The 16208-nt window shown below is 61.0% G+C and carries 14 protein-coding genes; 11 read left to right on the plus strand and 3 right to left on the minus strand.

The window, feature by feature from the left end; translation table 11 throughout:
* Nucleotide 1: 1 nt before the first annotated feature.
* The 7 genes from ispG (at nt 2) to SOP95_RS01700 (ending at nt 8023) form a co-directional block, all read left to right on the plus strand.
* Complete coding sequence (ispG, locus tag SOP95_RS01670) at nt 2-1111, plus strand: flavodoxin-dependent (E)-4-hydroxy-3-methylbut-2-enyl-diphosphate synthase (protein ID WP_003185136.1); 1110 nt, start codon at nt 2-4, stop codon at nt 1109-1111.
* 34 nt (nt 1112-1145) lie between these two features.
* Entirely contained in the window at nt 1146-2435 is a 1290-nt protein-coding gene (gene hisS, locus SOP95_RS01675) for a histidine--tRNA ligase (RefSeq protein ID WP_110660895.1), read from the plus strand.
* 41 nt (nt 2436-2476) lie between these two features.
* Complete coding sequence (locus SOP95_RS01680) at nt 2477-3118, plus strand: tetratricopeptide repeat protein (protein ID WP_274077261.1); 642 nt, start codon at nt 2477-2479, stop codon at nt 3116-3118.
* Nucleotides 3111-4262 carry an outer membrane protein assembly factor BamB gene (bamB, locus tag SOP95_RS01685; RefSeq protein WP_274077260.1) on the plus strand — a complete coding sequence of 384 codons (1152 nt, stop codon included), beginning with the start codon at nt 3111-3113 and terminating at the stop codon, nt 4260-4262. The genes SOP95_RS01680 and bamB overlap by 8 nt, the downstream gene beginning before the upstream one ends.
* Nucleotides 4263-4502: 240 nt before the next feature.
* Complete coding sequence (gene der, locus SOP95_RS01690) at nt 4503-5972, plus strand: ribosome biogenesis GTPase Der (protein WP_274077259.1); 1470 nt, start codon at nt 4503-4505, stop codon at nt 5970-5972.
* A 123-nt stretch (nt 5973-6095) separates the two neighbouring features.
* Nucleotides 6096-7244: a pyridoxal phosphate-dependent aminotransferase gene (locus SOP95_RS01695; protein ID WP_323605710.1), complete on the plus strand. Its 1149-nt coding sequence runs from the start codon at nt 6096-6098 to the stop codon at nt 7242-7244.
* Nucleotides 7232-8023 carry an amidohydrolase gene (locus tag SOP95_RS01700; protein ID WP_274077257.1) on the plus strand — a complete coding sequence of 264 codons (792 nt, stop codon included), beginning with the start codon at nt 7232-7234 and terminating at the stop codon, nt 8021-8023. Before SOP95_RS01695 ends, SOP95_RS01700 begins: the two co-directional genes overlap by 13 nt.
* Nucleotides 8024-8209: 186 nt before the next feature.
* Here SOP95_RS01700 and leuA read toward each other — a convergent pair whose 3' ends face one another.
* Nucleotides 8210-9889 carry a 2-isopropylmalate synthase gene (leuA, locus tag SOP95_RS01705; protein ID WP_274077256.1) on the minus strand — a complete coding sequence of 560 codons (1680 nt, stop codon included), beginning with the start codon at nt 9887-9889 and terminating at the stop codon, nt 8210-8212.
* Nucleotides 9890-10278: 389 nt separating this feature from the next.
* Between leuA and SOP95_RS01710 the strand changes: the two genes are divergently transcribed.
* A complete protein-coding gene (locus SOP95_RS01710) occupies nt 10279-10635 on the plus strand; it encodes a hypothetical protein (RefSeq protein WP_274077255.1) in 357 nt (118 codons plus the stop codon).
* Between the two features lie 109 nt (nt 10636-10744).
* On the opposite strand, the gene SOP95_RS01715 is transcribed toward SOP95_RS01710, so the two are convergent.
* Together SOP95_RS01715 and xseA are read right to left on the minus strand one after the other, a co-directional pair.
* Nucleotides 10745-11566, minus strand: coding sequence for a peptidoglycan DD-metalloendopeptidase family protein (locus SOP95_RS01715; RefSeq protein WP_323605713.1), 822 nt, complete (start codon nt 11564-11566; stop codon nt 10745-10747).
* Between the two features lie 3 nt (nt 11567-11569).
* Entirely contained in the window at nt 11570-12949 is a 1380-nt protein-coding gene (gene xseA, locus SOP95_RS01720; RefSeq protein ID WP_323605740.1) for an exodeoxyribonuclease VII large subunit, read from the minus strand.
* Nucleotides 12950-13083: 134 nt separating this feature from the next.
* Here xseA and SOP95_RS01725 point away from each other — a divergent pair, with 134 nt between their 5' ends.
* From SOP95_RS01725 to guaB, 3 genes are all read left to right on the plus strand, one after another.
* Complete coding sequence (locus tag SOP95_RS01725; RefSeq protein ID WP_323605715.1) at nt 13084-13848, plus strand: sulfite exporter TauE/SafE family protein; 765 nt, start codon at nt 13084-13086, stop codon at nt 13846-13848.
* 61 nt (nt 13849-13909) lie between these two features.
* The gene (locus SOP95_RS01730; RefSeq protein WP_323605716.1) at nt 13910-14458 is read left to right on the plus strand and encodes a sugar ABC transporter ATPase; all 549 of its coding nucleotides are present in this window, start codon (nt 13910-13912) and stop codon (nt 14456-14458) included.
* Between the two features lie 207 nt (nt 14459-14665).
* Complete coding sequence (gene guaB / locus SOP95_RS01735; RefSeq protein ID WP_274077250.1) at nt 14666-16135, plus strand: IMP dehydrogenase; 1470 nt, start codon at nt 14666-14668, stop codon at nt 16133-16135.
* Nucleotides 16136-16208 lie beyond the last annotated feature (73 nt).

Genomic DNA, 16208 nt, shown 5'->3' on the forward strand with positions numbered 1-16208 from the left:
CATGCACGGCGAATCTCCAATCAAACGTCGCGAATCACGCAAGATCTGGGTCGGTAACGTTCCTGTTGGCGGCGATGCGCCCATCGCTGTGCAAAGCATGACCAACAGCGACACCAACGACGTCGCTGCGACCGTTGCCCAGATCAACCGTCTGGAAGCCGCGGGCGTCGATATCGTGCGGGTGTCCGTGCCGGACATGGACGCCGCCGAGGCCTTCGGCAAGATCAAGCAGCTGGTCAAAGTACCTTTGGTTGCCGATATTCACTTCGACTACCGCATCGCGTTGCGCGTGGCCGAACTGGGCGTCGACTGCCTGCGGATCAATCCGGGCAACATCGGTCGCGAAGACCGCGTGCGCGCGGTGGTCGATGCCGCCCGCGATCGCGGGATCCCGATCCGTATCGGCGTGAACGCCGGCTCCCTGGAAAAAGACCTGCAGAAGAAATACGGCGAGCCGACCCCGGCCGCGCTGGTCGAATCGGCTCTGCGTCACGTCGAACACCTTGAACGCCTGAACTTCCAGGACTTCAAGGTCAGCGTGAAGGCCTCCGACGTGTTCATGGCCGTCGAAGCCTACCGCTTGCTGGCCAAGGAAATCGTCCAGCCGCTGCACCTGGGGATTACCGAAGCCGGTGGTTTGCGTTCAGGCACAGTGAAATCTGCCGTGGGCCTCGGTATGCTGCTCGCCGAAGGGATTGGCGATACCATTCGCATCTCGTTGGCGGCCGACCCGGTCGAGGAAGTGAAAGTCGGCTACGACATTCTCAAGTCCCTGCACCTGCGTTCCCGTGGCATCAACTTCATCGCCTGCCCGAGCTGCTCGCGGCAGAACTTCGATGTGGTGAAAACCATGAACGAGCTGGAAGGGCGCCTCGAAGACCTGCTGGTGCCGCTGGATGTCGCGGTCATCGGTTGCGTGGTCAACGGGCCCGGCGAAGCCAAGGAAGCCCATATCGGCTTGACAGGCGGCACGCCAAACCTGATTTACATCGACGGCAAGCCGTCGCAGAAACTGACGAATGACAATCTGGTGGATGAGCTTGAACGCTTGATCCGCCAGAAAGCGGCCGAGAAGGTCGAAGCTGACGCAGCGGTTATCGCGCGCGGCTGAGCCCGACTGAGCCGAACGAATTTAAGGATTTAATGTGAGCAAGTCTCTGCAAGCCATTCGTGGCATGAACGATATCCTGCCCGAACAGACCCCCCTGTGGCGTCATTTCGAAGGCACCGTTTCGCGTTTGCTGGATAACTACGGTTACAAGCAGATCCGCATGCCGATCGTCGAGTTCACCGAGCTGTTCAAGCGCTCCATCGGTGAAGTGACCGACATCGTCGAAAAAGAGATGTACACCTTCGACGACCGCAACGGCGACTCCCTGACCCTGCGCCCTGAAGGCACGGCGGCCTGCGTGCGTGCGGTGCTCGAGCACGGCATCACCGGCGGTGGCCAGGTGCAGAAACTCTGGTACATCGGCCCGATGTTCCGCCACGAGCGTCCGCAGAAAGGCCGTTATCGCCAGTTCCACCAGATCGGTGTCGAGGTGTTCAACCTCGACGGTCCGGACATCGACGCCGAGCTGATCGTGCTGACATGGCGCCTGTGGGGCGAGCTGGGCATCCGCGATGCGGTCAAGCTCGAACTCAACAGCCTGGGCACCAGCGAGTCCCGTGGTCGCTACCGTGAAGCGCTGGTCGAGTACCTCTCGGCGCATCTGGACAAGCTCGACGAAGACAGCCAGCGCCGCCTGAAAACCAACCCGCTGCGGGTTCTTGATACCAAGAACGCCGACACTCAAGCGGTACTGGTCGATGCGCCGAAAATGGCCGACTACCTCGACGAAGAATCCCGCGTGCACTTCGAGGGCCTCAAGGCTCGCCTGGACGCCGCCGGCATTCCTTACGTGATCAACCCGAAGCTGGTTCGCGGGCTGGATTACTACAGCAAGACCGTTTTCGAATGGGTCACCGACAAGCTCGGCGCCCAGGGTACCGTGTGTGCCGGTGGTCGTTACGACGGCCTGGTCGAGCAGATGGGCGGCAAGCCTACTGCCGGCGTCGGTTTCGCCATGGGCATCGAGCGCCTGGTGCTGCTGCTCGAAACACTTGAGCAGATCCCTGAAGAAATCTCCCGTCAGGTCGACGTCTATCTCTGCGCCTTTGGTGAGGCCGCCGAACTGGCCGGCCTGACCCTGGCCGAGCGCGTGCGCGACCAGTTGCCCAACCTGCGCCTGCAAGTCAATGCCGGCGCCGGCAGCTTCAAGAGCCAGTTCAAGAAAGCCGACAAGAGCGGTGCGCTGTACGCACTGATCCTCGGTGACGACGAGATGGCCCAGCAAGTGGTAGGTTTCAAACCCCTGCGTGGCCAGGGCGAACAACAAAGCATTGCCTGGGATGCGCTTGCCGCTCACCTGGCCACCTGCGTCGTGCAGGGTTGAAGCTGTCTTAACAGCCGAATTAGCGATTAAGGAGTATTGGGGTGTCGAGTACCGAAGACGAACAGCTGGCGGATTTTAAGGAATGGTGGTCACGCAACGGCAAGCCCCTGGTTACTGGCGGCCTGTTGGCGCTGGTCATCGTGTTCGGTTGGCAGGCGTTCCAGAAGTATCAGAGCAACCAGTCGCAAGGCGCCTCGATGCTCTATCAGCAATTGCTCGAAACCACGCTGACCCCTGACGGCAAGCCTGATGCGGCGCGTGTTTCGGACCTGGCTGGCAAGCTCAACAGCGAGTTCGGCGGCAGTGCCTACGCGCAATACGGCAGCCTGTTCGTGGCGAAAGTCGCGGTCGACAGCGGCAAGCTCGATGACGCAGCCACCGAACTGAAAGCCATCATCGCCAAGCCGGCCAACCCCGCACTGGGCGAAATCGCCCGTCAGCGCCTGGCGCAGGTACTGGCCGCGCAGGACAAGGCCGATGAAGCCCTGAAACTGCTGGAAGGCGATGCCGACAAGGCGTTCCTGGCCACTCGCGAGGAACTCAAGGGTGACCTGCTGGTGCAGCTGGGTCGTCCCGACGAAGCACACGCGGCGTATCAAAAAGCCAAGGCGGCACTGTCGGACGAAGCGGCGGTCGGTGGCCTGCAAATCAAGCTGGACGACCTGGCCAAAGGGGATGCGTGACGTGATTCGTTGGAAGCATGCAGCATTGCTGGCCCTGGCCATTTTGGCCGCGGGTTGCAGCAGCAACAGCAAGAAAGAATTGCCACCGGCCGAGTTGACCGACTTCAAGGAAGAAGTGGTCCTGCAAAAGCAGTGGAGTCGTTCGATCGGTGACGGTCAGGGCGAAACCTACAACATGCTGGTTCCGGCCATCGAAGGCGATACCATCTATGCCGCCGATGTCACCGGTGTGGTGATGGCGCTGGATCGCAGCAACGGCGACGTCAAGTGGAAGAAAGATCTCGAACTGCCTGTTTCCGGCGCCGTTGGCGTGGGTTACGGTCTGCTGCTGATCGGTACGATCAAGGGTGAAATCGTTGCCCTGGACGCCATCAACGGCGAAGAGAAATGGCGCGCTCGCGTGTCCAGCGAAGTCCTCGCACCGCCGGCCAACAATGGCGATGTGGTCGTGGTCCAGACCCAGGACGACCGTTTGATCGGTCTGGATGCCGCCACCGGCAACCAGCGCTGGTTGTATGACAGCACCCCGGCGGTGCTGACCCTGCGCGGTACCAGCGCACCGATCGTGACCAACCGCCTCGCGGTGGCTGGCTTTTCGACCGGTAAAGTGGTCGCTCTCGACATTTCCAACGGCGTGCCGGTGTGGGAACAGCGTGTAGCGATCCCGCAAGGTCGTTCGGAACTGGAACGCGTGGTCGACATCGACGGCGGTTTGCTGCTGTCCGGCGAGACCATCTATGTCGCCAGCTACCAGGGTCGCGTTGCGGCACTGGACCTGCAAAGCGGCCGTCAGCTGTGGCAGCGTGATGCTTCCAGCTACGCCGGTGTCGCCCAGGGTTTTGGCAGCGTCTACGTGAGTCTGTCTTCGGGCACCGTTGAAGGCGTCGACGAGCGTTCCACCACAGCCTTGTGGAGCAACGATTCGCTGGCCCGCCGTCAACTGTCGGCTCCGGAAGTGTTCTCCAGCTACGTTGCAGTGGGTGACCTGGAAGGTTACCTGCACCTGTTGAGTCAGGTGGACGGTCGCTTCGTCGGCCGTGAGCGCATCGACAGCGACGGCCTGCGCGCGCGTCCGCTGGTGGTGGGTGACACGATTTATGTGTATGGCAACAGTGGCAAGCTGGAAGCCCTGACCATCAAGTAAAGGTTTGACTATGCTTGGGGTTAATCCCCCAGGCTGCTTCACTTGTGGATATGAATGTGGGAGCGAGCCTGCTCGCGATGGACGTCAACGATAACGTTTGCATCCTGAATAAACGCGGTGCCCTGGCGTTTTTCGCGAGCAGGCTCGCTCCCACATACAAGCGCACAGTGATGCCCCGAGCACCAGCCGCTGCCTAGCAGCGGCTTTTGTATTTTCTGAAATAACGAAGTGGAGAGCCGCATGGTTCCCGTAATCGCCCTGGTGGGCCGACCGAACGTCGGCAAGTCCACCTTGTTCAACCGCCTGACCAGGACTCGCGACGCCATCGTCGGCGACTTGTCCGGTCTGACCCGTGATCGCCAATACGGTGAGGCCAAGTGGCAAGGGCGTTCCTACATTCTGGTCGACACCGGCGGTATCTCCGGTGACGAGCATGGTATGGACGAAAAAATGGCCGAGCAGTCGCTGCTGGCCATTGAAGAAGCAGATGTCGTTCTATTCCTGGTAGATGCCAAGGCCGGTTTTACCGCCGCCGACCAGATGATCGCCGAGCATTTGCGCAAACGTAACAAGCGTTCCTACGTGGTTGCCAACAAGGTCGACAATATCGACCCTGACATGGCCCGCGCCGAATTCGCCCCGTTGGGCATGGGCCACGCGATCCCGATCGCCGGTGCCCATGGCCGTGGCATCACGCAGATGCTGGAAATCGCCCTGAGCGAATTCCCGAAAGACGAAGAAGAGCCGGAAGAAGGCGAGGAAGAGATCGTTGCCGAAGGCGAGGAAGCCAAGCGCATTCCTGGCCCGAGCGAAAAAGACGGGATCAAGATCGCCATCATCGGCCGTCCGAACGTGGGCAAGTCGACCCTGGTCAACCGCATGCTCGGTGAAGACCGGGTGATCGTGTACGACCAACCCGGCACCACCCGCGACAGCATCTACATCCCGTTCGAGCGTAACGACGAGAAGTACACGCTGATCGACACCGCCGGTGTGCGCAAGCGCGGCAAGATCCACGAAGAAGTCGAAAAGTTCTCCGTGGTCAAGACCCTGCAGGCGATCAAAGACGCCAACGTGGTGATCTTCGTGATGGACGCCCGCGAAGGCGTGGTCGATCACGACCTCAACCTGCTGGGCTTCGCCATTGAATCGGGTCGTGCGCTGGTTATCGCGATCAACAAGTGGGACGGCATGACCCCGAGCGAGCGCGACTTCGTGAAGGTCGAGCTGCAACGTCGGCTGTTCTTCGTCGACTACGCCGACATCCACTTCATCTCGGCCCTGCACGGCACTGGCGTGGGCAACCTGTACGCCTCCGTACAGAACTCGTTCAAGTCGGCTGTTACTCGCTGGCCAACCAACCGCCTGACCCAGATCCTGGAAGATGCGGTTGGCGAACACGCGCCGCCGATGGTCAACAACCGCCGGATCAAGCTGCGTTACGCTCACCTGGGTGGCGCGAACCCGCCGATCATCGTGATCCACGGTAACCAGATCGAAAAAGTGCCGAAGTCGTACGTGCGCTATCTGGAGAACACTTACCGCCGTGTGCTGAAGCTGGTCGGTACGCCGATCCGCATCGAGTTCAAGGGCGGCGAGAACCCGTACGAAGGCAACAAGAACTCGCTGACAGACCGCCAGGTCAACAAGAAGCGTCGCTTGATGTCGCACCACAAGAAGGCCGACAAGAAGCGCCGCGACAAGCGTTGATTCAGGTTTTTCCCGTGGGATCGAAAGGGCGCCGATGGCGCCCTTTTTCATGCCTGCCGTTTGGGCTATCCTCGGGCTCTCCCGCGCCGCCGTTAGAGCCGGGTGCAGAGCAGGGATTCCTCGATGATCACCAGTAAGCTGCCGAATGTCGGCATCACCATCTTCACCCAGATGTCTCAGCTCGCGGCGCAAACCGGGGCGCTCAACCTGTCCCAGGGCTTCCCCGATTTCGATGCCCCGCAAGCCCTGTGCGATGCGGTCGGTCGGCATATTGCCAGTGGCCACAACCAGTATTCGCCGATGACCGGCCTGCCGGCGCTGCGTCAGCAGATTTCGGCAAAGATTGCTCGTAGCTATGGCGTGAACGTCGATGCCGACAACGAGATTACGGTCACTCCAGGCGCGACCCAGGCGATCTTCTGCGCGATCCAGGCGGTTATCCGCAGCGGCGACGAAGTGATCGTCTTCGATCCGTGCTACGACAGCTACGAGCCCTCGGTGGAACTGGCCGGCGGTCGTTGCGTGCATGTGCAGCTCGGGCTCAATGATTTCTCCATCGACTTCCAGAAACTGGCCGAGGCGCTTACCCCGCGCACGCGAATGATCGTGCTGAACTCTCCGCACAACCCAAGCGGGGCGCTGATCAGCCGCGCCGAGCTGGATCAGTTGGCGGACCTGATTCGTGATCGCGATATCTACCTGGTCAGCGACGAAGTCTACGAACACCTGGTGTTCGACGGCGTGTCCCACGCCAGCGTGCTCAATCATGAAGAGCTTTATCAGCGTGCCTTCGTGGTCAGCTCGTTCGGCAAGACCTATCACGTCACGGGTTGGAAAACCGGCTACGTGGTCGCACCAGCGGCCCTCACGGCGGAACTGCGCAAGGTGCACCAGTACGTGAGTTTCTGCGGCGTGACACCGCTGCAATATGCCTTGGCCGACTTCATGGCCGAGCATCCGGAACATATTGAAGAGCTGCCGGCGTTCTACCAGGCCAAGCGCGATCTGTTCTGCGATCTGCTGGCGCCTTCGCGCTTCAGTTTCACCCGGGCTACCGGTACCTATTTCCAGCTGGTTGACTATTCACAGATCCGCCCCGACCTCAATGACGTCGAAATGGCCCTGTGGATGACCCGCGAACATGGCGTGGCGAGTATTCCGATCTCGGTGTTCTACCAGACGCCACCGGTCGGCCAGCGCCTGGTGCGCCTGTGCTTTGCCAAACGTGAGGAGACCCTGCGTGAAGCAGCGGAAAAACTATGCGTGATCTGAGTGCACTGCCGAACCTGACCGTTGCGCTGATCCAGACCACCCTGGCCTGGCACGACCGCCAGGCCAACCTCGAGCATTTCGAGCAGTTGCTGGAGCAGGCCCGTGGCGCTGACCTGATCATTCTGCCGGAGATGTTCACCACCGGTTTCTCCATGGAGTCCGAGACCCTCGCTGAAGCGGAAAACGGCCCCACCAGCAAATGGCTGCGGGCTCAATCAGCGAAGCTCGATGCGGTGATCACCGGCAGCGTGATCGTGCAGGCCGCCGATGGCAGTCATCGCAACCGCCTGTTGTGGGCACGGCCGGATGGCGAAGTGTGGCACTACGACAAACGCCACCTGTTCCGCATGGCCGGTGAACATAACCACTACACCCCCGGCGAGCGCCAGGTGCAGTTCGAGCTCAAGGGCTGGCGAGTACGGCCGCTGATTTGCTACGACCTGCGCTTCCCGGTGTGGAGTCGCGATGCCCAGGACACGGACCTGTTGCTGTACACCGCCAACTGGCCGGGCGCGCGGCGCCAGCACTGGAACCGGTTGCTGCCGGCGCGGGCGATCGAGAACTTGTGTTATGTGGCGGCGGTGAATCGCGTCGGCTCCGACGGTAAAGGCTTTGCGTATACCGGTGACAGCCAGGTGCTGGATTTCCAGGGGGAGACCTTGCTCAGTGCGGGGGAGGCGGATGGGGTGTTCAAAGCCGTGCTGGAAGCGGCACCACTGGCTGCTTACCGCGAGCGTTTCCCGGCGAATCTGGATGCTGATACGTTCGAGTTCACCTGATATTTTCGGTGCCTGACAGGACCCTATCGCCAGCAGGCTGGCTCCCACAGTGGACCGTGTTCACAACACAATTCCCCTGTGGGAGCTAGCCTGCTGGCGATGGCGCCAAAACAGGCAACACAAAATCATCAGGCAAAAAAAGGCCCCGAGGTTCTCACCTAGGGGCCTTTTGCTTTTCAGCATCGCTTAGGCAGCTTTCGCTTCCGGCTGGCTCAACGAGCGGTTCAACGCGCTAAACAGGGCCTTGAAGCTGGCAGTAGTGATGTTTTCATCAATACCCACGCCGTGCACCGCACGTTCACCATTCACACGCAGCTCGATGTAGGCCGCTGCCTTGGCATTGGTGCCCGCGCCGATGGCGTGTTCGTTGTAGTCCATGATTTCCACTGGAATCGGCAGACCGGCCACCAGTGCTTCCAGGGCGCCGTTGCCCTTGCCGCGCCAGTGCAGGTTGGTTTCGCCCTGGCCCTTGCTCGCCACTTCCACTTCGACGGCGCTGTTGCCGTTTTCTTCCTGCAGGCGATGGCTGACCAGCGCGTACGGGGTGTTGGCTTGCAGGTACTCGCTGATCAACAGCGAGTGGATCTGCTTGGCGGTCATTTCCAGGCCCAGGCGATCGGTTTCACGCTGCACGACCTGGCTGAACTCGATCTGCATGCGACGCGGCAGGCTGATGCCGTATTCCTGCTCCAGCAGGTAGGCGATACCGCCCTTGCCCGACTGGCTGTTGACGCGGATGACCGCCTCATAGCTGCGGCCGATGTCGGCCGGGTCGATCGGCAGGTATGGCACTTCCCACAATGCATCGGATTTCTGCTGGGCGAAGCCCTTGCGGATCGCATCCTGGTGCGAGCCGGAGAACGCGGTGTGCACCAGGTCGCCGACGTACGGGTGACGTGGGTGCACCTGGATCTGGTTGCACTCTTCGACGACCTTGCGCACGCCGTCGATGTCGGAGAAGTCCAGCTGCGGGTCGAGACCCTGGGTGTACATGTTCAGGGCCACGGTCACCAGGTCGACGTTACCGGTACGCTCGCCGTTACCGAACAGGCAGCCTTCGACACGGTCGGCACCGGCCATCAGGCCCAGTTCGGTGGCGGCAACGCCAGTGCCACGGTCGTTGTGGGTGTGCAGGCTGATGATCACGCTGTCACGACGGTTGATGTGACGGCCGAACCATTCGATCTGGTCGGCATAGATGTTCGGGGTCGCGCATTCGACGGTGGCCGGCAGGTTGAGGATCATCTTGTGCTCGGGCGTCGGGTTCCAGACCTCGATCACCGCGTCGCAGACTTCCTTGGCGAACTCCAGTTCGGTGGCGCTGAAGGTTTCCGGCGAGTACTCGAAGGTCCACTCGGTGTCCGGCTGCATGGCCGCGTACTTGACGAACAGCTTGGCCGCGCTGACGGCGATTTCCTTGATCCCGTCCTTGTCCTGGTTGAAGACAATGCGGCGGAAGGAAGGGGAGGTCGCGTTGTACAGGTGAACAATGGCTTTCTTCGCCCCGCGCAGGGATTCGAAGGTGCGCTCGATCAGGTCTTCACGGCCCTGGGTCAGCACCTGGATGGTGGTGTCGTCCGGGATGTGGCCGCCTTCGATCAGGGTGCGCACGAAGTCGAAGTCGGTTTGCGAAGCGGCCGGGAACGACGCTTCGATTTCCTTCACGCCGACCTGCACCAGGGTTTTCCAGAAGCGCAGTTTCTTGACCGCGTCCATTGGCTCGATCAGCGACTGGTTACCGTCACGCAGGTCGGAGCTGCACCAGATCGGCGCGGCGGTGATGGTCTTCGACGGCCAAGTGCGGTCCGGGATATCGATGGTCGGGAACGCGCGGTATTTCGAAGACGGGTCTTTGAGCATGCTCATCGGGAAATCCTTATAGTGTTGGCCGAAAAAAGGCGGCCTGCCGGTGGATCAATATGTTCTTGGAGTAACGCTGGGATGAGGCGCCGCGATTCAGCCCGGCAGTCGTGCGCTGACCAGGCACAAACTGCGGTGCTGACGAAGCTGAATGAGGGTGTGAGAGGTTTTCATGCCTTCAACCCTAACCGCGGGGGGGAAGGATGGCAAGCAGTCGAAAAAAATTGAGAGGAATCCTCTTCAGGCCATCTGTAACGAGATTTTATTGCGGGGAACCCTGGGGATCGTCAGGTTGCTTGCGCGAGGTTTGAGCGATGCGCAATTGAAGGTTTCAGCGCCGGCTGTTGGTGGCGGGGCTATTCTTAAAGCCTCGACTGGCAAACAAGGAGTCGGCAATGAACGAGTACGATTGGAAGCTATACAGCGTATTGCGACCGCTGGCCCATGAGCGGATGTGCACCCGGATCATGTCCGACGTCGAAAAGATCGTGCTGGACAAGAGCGTCGCACCCTATGAACGGATCGATGCCAGTGAGGAGTTGCTCAAGGCTGGGCAAAAAGAGCTGTATTGGGCCTTTGGTGTGTTCAGGTTTTCACGGCATGAAGCGCGGTCGCATTTGCTGGGGTTATGCGCGCGGGAGTTGATCACGGCCGAGGAGCTGAGCGGGTTTTCACCGGAAACACAGGAGTGGGTGAGGCACTGCCTGGCGGACCGGGAGGCTCATGGGATTGAGGATCTGGATGCGGAATAAATGGTTGCCTGTGACGCCGCCTTCGCGAGCAAGCCCGCTCCCACATTAGAACGCATTTCAATGTGGGAGCGGGCTTGCTCGCGAAGAGGCCGGTCGCCTCACCGTACTGTTAAGGCTGAAACGCGCCGATAAAGATCGCCGGATCCACCCGCGCATCATTCAAGCTGACATTCCAATGCATGTGCGGCCCCGTCGCCCGGCCGGTCGCACCGACTTTACCCACCACGCCACCGCGAGCCAGCTGCTGGCCGACCTTCACGTCAATCTTCGACATGTGGCAGAACATGCTGATGAAGCCTTGGCCATGGTCGACAAACACCGTGTTGCCGTTGAAGAAGTAGTTACCAATCAGGATCACCTTGCCCGCGGCCGGGGTCTTGATCGGCGTGCCGGCTGGCACGGCAAAATCCAGGCCCGAGTGCGGATTGCGCTCTTCACCGTTGAAGAACCGGCGCACGCCGAACTTGCTCGACAGCGGGCCGTTGACCGGCTTGTCCAGCAGCAGGTTGCTCGGTGTATTCGGGCTGAACGTGCGGTAGGCCGCGATCTGCTCGGCCAGCTCACGCTCGATGCGTTTGAGGTTGTCCTGGTCAGGATTGACCTGTTGGGTGTTCTTGAGGGTGATGCGCTGTTCCGGGTACTTCTTGTTGCCAACGGTGAAACCCAGATTGCGCCCGCCGCTGCTGATCGACTGTGCACCCGGCTTGACGGTCAGGGGCACGCCGACGATGGCCAGCCAGTTGTTCTGTTCCTTGACCACCAGCACCGGTTTGCCCTGGTAGCTGGCTTTAGGCGCTTGCGCGGAACTGCCCAGGTCGACCACCGCCACGCCGCCCGGCACCGGTTTGTTCAACAGGCGGGTGATGTAGCTGTCGGCGTGGGCGTTGAAGGTCAGGCACAGCAACAGCAGTGGAGCTAAAAAGCGCGGCATGGATCAATCCAGTAATGAAAGGGTGACGGGCGTCAGGTGATTGTCTTCGACCCGCACGTGCAGTTCGCCTTCACCCAATTTGGCCTTCAGGCGCTGGCCCGTGTGGGTCTGAGCGGCGCTGCGGATCGCCTGGCCACGCTCGTCGAGCAAAATGCTGTAGCCACGGCCGAGGGTCGCCAGGGGGCTGACCACATGCAGCGTCTGCATCTGGCTTTGCAGTTGCAGGCGCCGGCTTTTCAGGCCCTCGCGGATGGCCCGGGGCAGGCGTTCGGCGAGGCTGTCGAGACGTTGGCGCAGCATCGCCAATTGCCGGCCCGGATGCTGCCCGGCAAGGCGGGTTTCCAGGCGGATCAGTCGTTCGCGGCGGGTGTTGAGGCTGCGTTCGAAGGCGCGGCGCATGCGCATGTCGAGGTCATCCAGGCGTTGCGCTTGCTGGCGCAGGCGTTCGCCGGGATGGCGCAGGCGCCGGGAGATACCTTCCAGGCGCAGCCGGTCGCGCATCAGGCGATCGCGCATGCGCATCACCAGGCGCCGATGCAGGCTTTCGACGCGGCGCACCAGGTCGCTGGAGTCCGGTGCGAGCAATTCGGCGGCGGCCGATGGCGTGGGCGCGCGCACGTCAGCGACGAAGTCACTGATGGAGACGTCGGTTTCATGCCCGACGGCGCTGACGATCGGCGTCACGCAGGCATCCACGGCGCGGGCCACGGCTTCTTCGTTGAAGCACCAGAGGTCTTCCAGCGAACCGCCGCCGCGGGCCAGGATCAACGCGTCGAAGCCACGGGCATCCGCCAGTTTCAGGGCGCGGACAATCTGCACGGTGGCTTCACGGCCTTGCACGGCGGTGGGGATCAGGGTCAGTTGCACCTGCGGCGCGCGGCGGCGGAACACGCTGATGATGTCGCGGATGACGGCGCCGGTGGGCGAGCTGATGATGCCGATGCGCTGCGGATGCGCCGGCAGCGGCACTTTGCGCTCGGCGCTGAACAGGCCTTCGGCGCTGAGTTTTTCCTTCAAGGCATCGAACGCCAGGCGCAACGCGCCATCACCGGCTGGCTCCACGGTATCGAGGATCAGCTGGTAATCGCCGCGGCCCTCGAACAACGAGACTTTGCCCCGTACCTTCACCGCCAGGCCATCCTTCAAGGCTTGACGCACCCGCGCGGCGTTTTGCCGGAACAGTGCGCAACGCACCTGGGCGCCGCTGTCCTTGAGGGTGAAATACACATGGCCCGACGCCGGACGGGCGAGGTTGGAGATTTCGCCTTCGACCCAGATGTTGCTGAAAACGTCTTCAAGCAACACCCGCGCGCGGCCGTTGAGCTGGCTGACGGTGAGGACTTCGCGGTCCAGGCCGAGTCTTGCAAAGGGATCTTTAATCATGGGGCGCATGATAAAGGTCTCCTGCCCAATGCACGACCCCCTTGTAGGAGCTGCCGAAGGCTGCGATCTTTTGATCTTGATTTTCAAGAGCAAAAGATCGCAGCCTGCGGCAGCTCCTACAGGGAAAGGTGGACATGTTGGTTGATTTGCTTGGGCAATGGAATTTTGGGACTGTGGACTGGCTGGTTATCGGGCTAGGCATCGCCCTGGCCTACATCGTGTTCGGCATCGCGGGCTTCGGTACCGCGCTCGTGGCCGGGCCGATTTTGCTCCTGTTCATGCCGCTGTCGAAGATCGTGCCCTTGCTGGTGCTGCTGGATTTTGTCGCGGCCTTCGGCAATCTGTTGCCTTCACGGCGCGATGTGGCAAAACCGGAGCTGCTGCGATTACTGCCGTGCATGGCTGTGGGCTGCACCCTGGGCGTGATCTTTCTGTTGAACCTCAAGTCCGATCTGTTGCTGCTGTTGATGGGGCTGTTCATCAGTGCCTATGCCATCTACAGCCTGTGGATCAAAGCGCGTCCGGCGCAATTGTCTGCCGCCTGGGCAGTGCCGATGGGCACCGTGGGCGGGATGTTCGGGGCGTTGTTTGGCAGTGGCGGCTTTCTCTACGCGATCTATTTGAACAGCCGCTTGCCCAAGGAAGCGGCCCGGGCGACCCAGAGTGCGCTGATCAGTTGCAGCACGGTGGTGCGTCTGAGCCTGTTCATTGTCGCGGGCGTCTATGCCGAGCTACCCTTGTTGGTGCTGGCGCTGTGTTTGTTGCCGGCCATGGCCCTGGGCCTGTGGATCGGTCGACGGTTGACCATGAAGTTGTCGCGCGAAGCGTTCGTGCGGCTGGTGACCTGGCTGGTCCTGGCCAGTGGCATCGCCTTGATCGGGCGTTACTTGAGTACTTGACCTGTGAATCCCCGGGCTTAAGCTGCCGGGCTTCTTTCAAAGCGTTGCAGCAGGCCGCCCCATGAATTCCCAAAGCATCATTGTCCCGAAAATCTCCACGCTGCCGGTGCACGAGCCCCGGGCCCGGGCGATCGTGCGTTGGCTGGTGCGCAAGAACATCATCAACGAAGAGCTGACCACCTGCGGCCGCACCGGAAATCGCATGGCCCACGCCATCGGCGAGGGTGCCAGGGATGTGGTCCTGCACCCACAAGCCCTGCCGTTCGGCGAGCCGGTCAATGGCCTGGAGATCGTCACCAAGCGCTGCATCTATACACCGGCCAAGGGATTCCTCGGCGAGGCCGGTTGTGCCGAGTGTCGCAAGGAGATCGGTGAAGCGCTGTTCGAAAGCCTCGAAGACTGGATGCCTGGGCGTACCGACAACTTCACTTGCCCGGAATGCGGGCACGAAGACGACATCAACGGCTTTCTGTACCTGCAGGAGTGCGGCTTTTCCAACTTGGGCTTCATCTTCAATAACTGGGCGGAGGCGGGGTTCAAGCAGAGCTTTCTCGATGAGTTTGCCGATTGGCTGGATCAGCCGGTGAGTTGGGTGAAAGTGGAGTTGTGACAGGTCTGATGGACCGCGTTATCGTTCATCGCTGGCAAGCCAGCTCCTACAGGATCGCGTCGAATTTGTAGGAGCCGGCTTGCTGGCGATGCTCTTCAAATGTCCCGTCGATCACCGTATCGATAATAGACAGAGTTTTACATTGAACCCGAGGGGGTGTCTGACTATAATGGCGCGCTTCCATTTTCCCGCTCGGGAGCCCCCGCGATGCTGCGTATCAGCCAAGAAGCTCTGACATTCGACGACATTCTCCTAGTGCCCGGTTATTCCGAGGTGCTTCCTAACGAAGTCAGTCTCAAGACCCGCCTTACCCGTGGCATCGAGCTGAATATTCCACTGGTTTCCGCCGCCATGGACACCGTCACTGAAGCCCGTCTGGCAATTGCCATGGCTCAGGAAGGTGGTATCGGTATCATCCACAAGAACATGACCATCGAGCAGCAAGCTGCCGAAGTGCGCAAGGTCAAGCGTTACGAAGCCGGTGTGGTCAAGGACCCGATCACCATCGACGCCGACGCCACCGTGCGCGAATTGTTCGAACTGACCCGCATGCACAACATCTCCGGCGTTCCGGTGCTGCACAATGGCGACCTGGTCGGCATCGTGACCTCCCGTGACGTGCGTTTCGAGAACCGTCTGGAAGCCACTGTCCGTGAAGTGATGACGCCTAAAGAGCGTCTGGTCACGGTCAAGGAAGGCGCCGACAAGAACGATGTGCGTGAACTGCTGCACAAGCACCGCATCGAGCGCGTGCTGATCGTCGACGACAAATTTGCCCTCAAAGGCATGATGACCGTCAACGACATCGAAAAAGCCAAGGCTTACCCGCTGGCCAGCAAGGACGATCAAGGTCGTCTGCGCGTGGGTGCTGCAGTCGGTACCGGTAAAGACACCGGTGACCGCGTTACCGCGCTGGTCGCTGCCGGCGTTGACGTGGTGGTGGTCGACACCGCCCACGGTCACTCCAAAGGCGTGATCGACCGCGTTCGTTGGGTCAAGCAGAACTTCCCTGAAGTGCAGGTGATTGGCGGCAACATCGCCACCGGCGCTGCCGCCAAGGCCCTGGCCGAAGCGGGCGCTGACGCAGTCAAGGTCGGTATCGGTCCAGGCTCGATCTGCACCACCCGTATCGTCGCCGGTGTCGGCGTGCCGCAAATCAGTGCCATCGCCAACGTCGCCGCCGCCCTTGAAGGCACTGGCGTACCGTTGATCGCCGACGGCGGCATCCGTTTCTCCGGTGACCTGTCCAAGGCCATCGTAGCCGGAGCCTCCTGCGTGATGATGGGCTCGATGTTCGCCGGTACCGAAGAAGCGCCGGGCGAGATCGAACTGTTCCAGGGTCGTTCGTACAAGGCTTACCGCGGCATGGGTTCGCTGGGCGCCATGTCCCAGGCCCAAGGCTCCTCCGACCGTTACTTCCAGGACTCCTCGGCAGGCGCCGAGAAACTGGTTCCGGAAGGCATCGAAGGCCGTGTGCCGTACAAAGGCACCCTGAGCGCCATCATCCATCAACTGATGGGTGGCCTGCGCTCCTCGATGGGCTACACCGGCAGTGCCGACATCGAAGAGATGCGCACCAAGCCTGAGTTCGTGCGGATCACCGGCGCTGGCATGGCCGAGTCCCACGTCCACGACGTGCAGATCACCAAGGAAGCGCCAAACTACCGCGTAGGTTGAGCCTTCAAGCAACACATCAAGCAACCGGGGCTGTTTTATTCAGCCCCGAGTTGTTTCTGAATCACGACTGTGT

Origin of the sequence: Pseudomonas sp. YuFO8 (genome assembly GCF_035065025.1) — a bacterium.
In the GTDB taxonomy this organism is placed as follows: Bacteria; Pseudomonadota; Gammaproteobacteria; order Pseudomonadales; family Pseudomonadaceae; genus Aquipseudomonas; species Aquipseudomonas putida_AE.

What these genes read in the sequence shown, in the direction of transcription:
- ispG (WP_003185136.1), top strand. Translation starts at nt 2, where the DNA reads ATGCACGGCGAATCTCCAATCAAACGTCGCGAATCACGCAAGATCTGG.
- bamB (WP_274077260.1), top strand. Translation starts at nt 3,111, where the DNA reads ATGCGTGACGTGATTCGTTGGAAGCATGCAGCATTGCTGGCCCTGGCC.
- der (WP_274077259.1), top strand. Translation starts at nt 4,503, where the DNA reads ATGGTTCCCGTAATCGCCCTGGTGGGCCGACCGAACGTCGGCAAGTCC.
- SOP95_RS01695 (WP_323605710.1), top strand. Translation starts at nt 6,096, where the DNA reads ATGATCACCAGTAAGCTGCCGAATGTCGGCATCACCATCTTCACCCAG.
- SOP95_RS01700 (WP_274077257.1), top strand. Translation starts at nt 7,232, where the DNA reads ATGCGTGATCTGAGTGCACTGCCGAACCTGACCGTTGCGCTGATCCAG.
- leuA (WP_274077256.1), bottom strand. Translation starts at nt 9,889, where the DNA reads ATGAGCATGCTCAAAGACCCGTCTTCGAAATACCGCGCGTTCCCGACC.
- SOP95_RS01710 (WP_274077255.1), top strand. Translation starts at nt 10,279, where the DNA reads ATGAACGAGTACGATTGGAAGCTATACAGCGTATTGCGACCGCTGGCC.
- SOP95_RS01715 (WP_323605713.1), bottom strand. Translation starts at nt 11,566, where the DNA reads ATGCCGCGCTTTTTAGCTCCACTGCTGTTGCTGTGCCTGACCTTCAAC.
- xseA (WP_323605740.1), bottom strand. Translation starts at nt 12,949, where the DNA reads ATGATTAAAGATCCCTTTGCAAGACTCGGCCTGGACCGCGAAGTCCTC.
- SOP95_RS01725 (WP_323605715.1), top strand. Translation starts at nt 13,084, where the DNA reads ATGTTGGTTGATTTGCTTGGGCAATGGAATTTTGGGACTGTGGACTGG.
- SOP95_RS01730 (WP_323605716.1), top strand. Translation starts at nt 13,910, where the DNA reads ATGAATTCCCAAAGCATCATTGTCCCGAAAATCTCCACGCTGCCGGTG.
- guaB (WP_274077250.1), top strand. Translation starts at nt 14,666, where the DNA reads ATGCTGCGTATCAGCCAAGAAGCTCTGACATTCGACGACATTCTCCTA.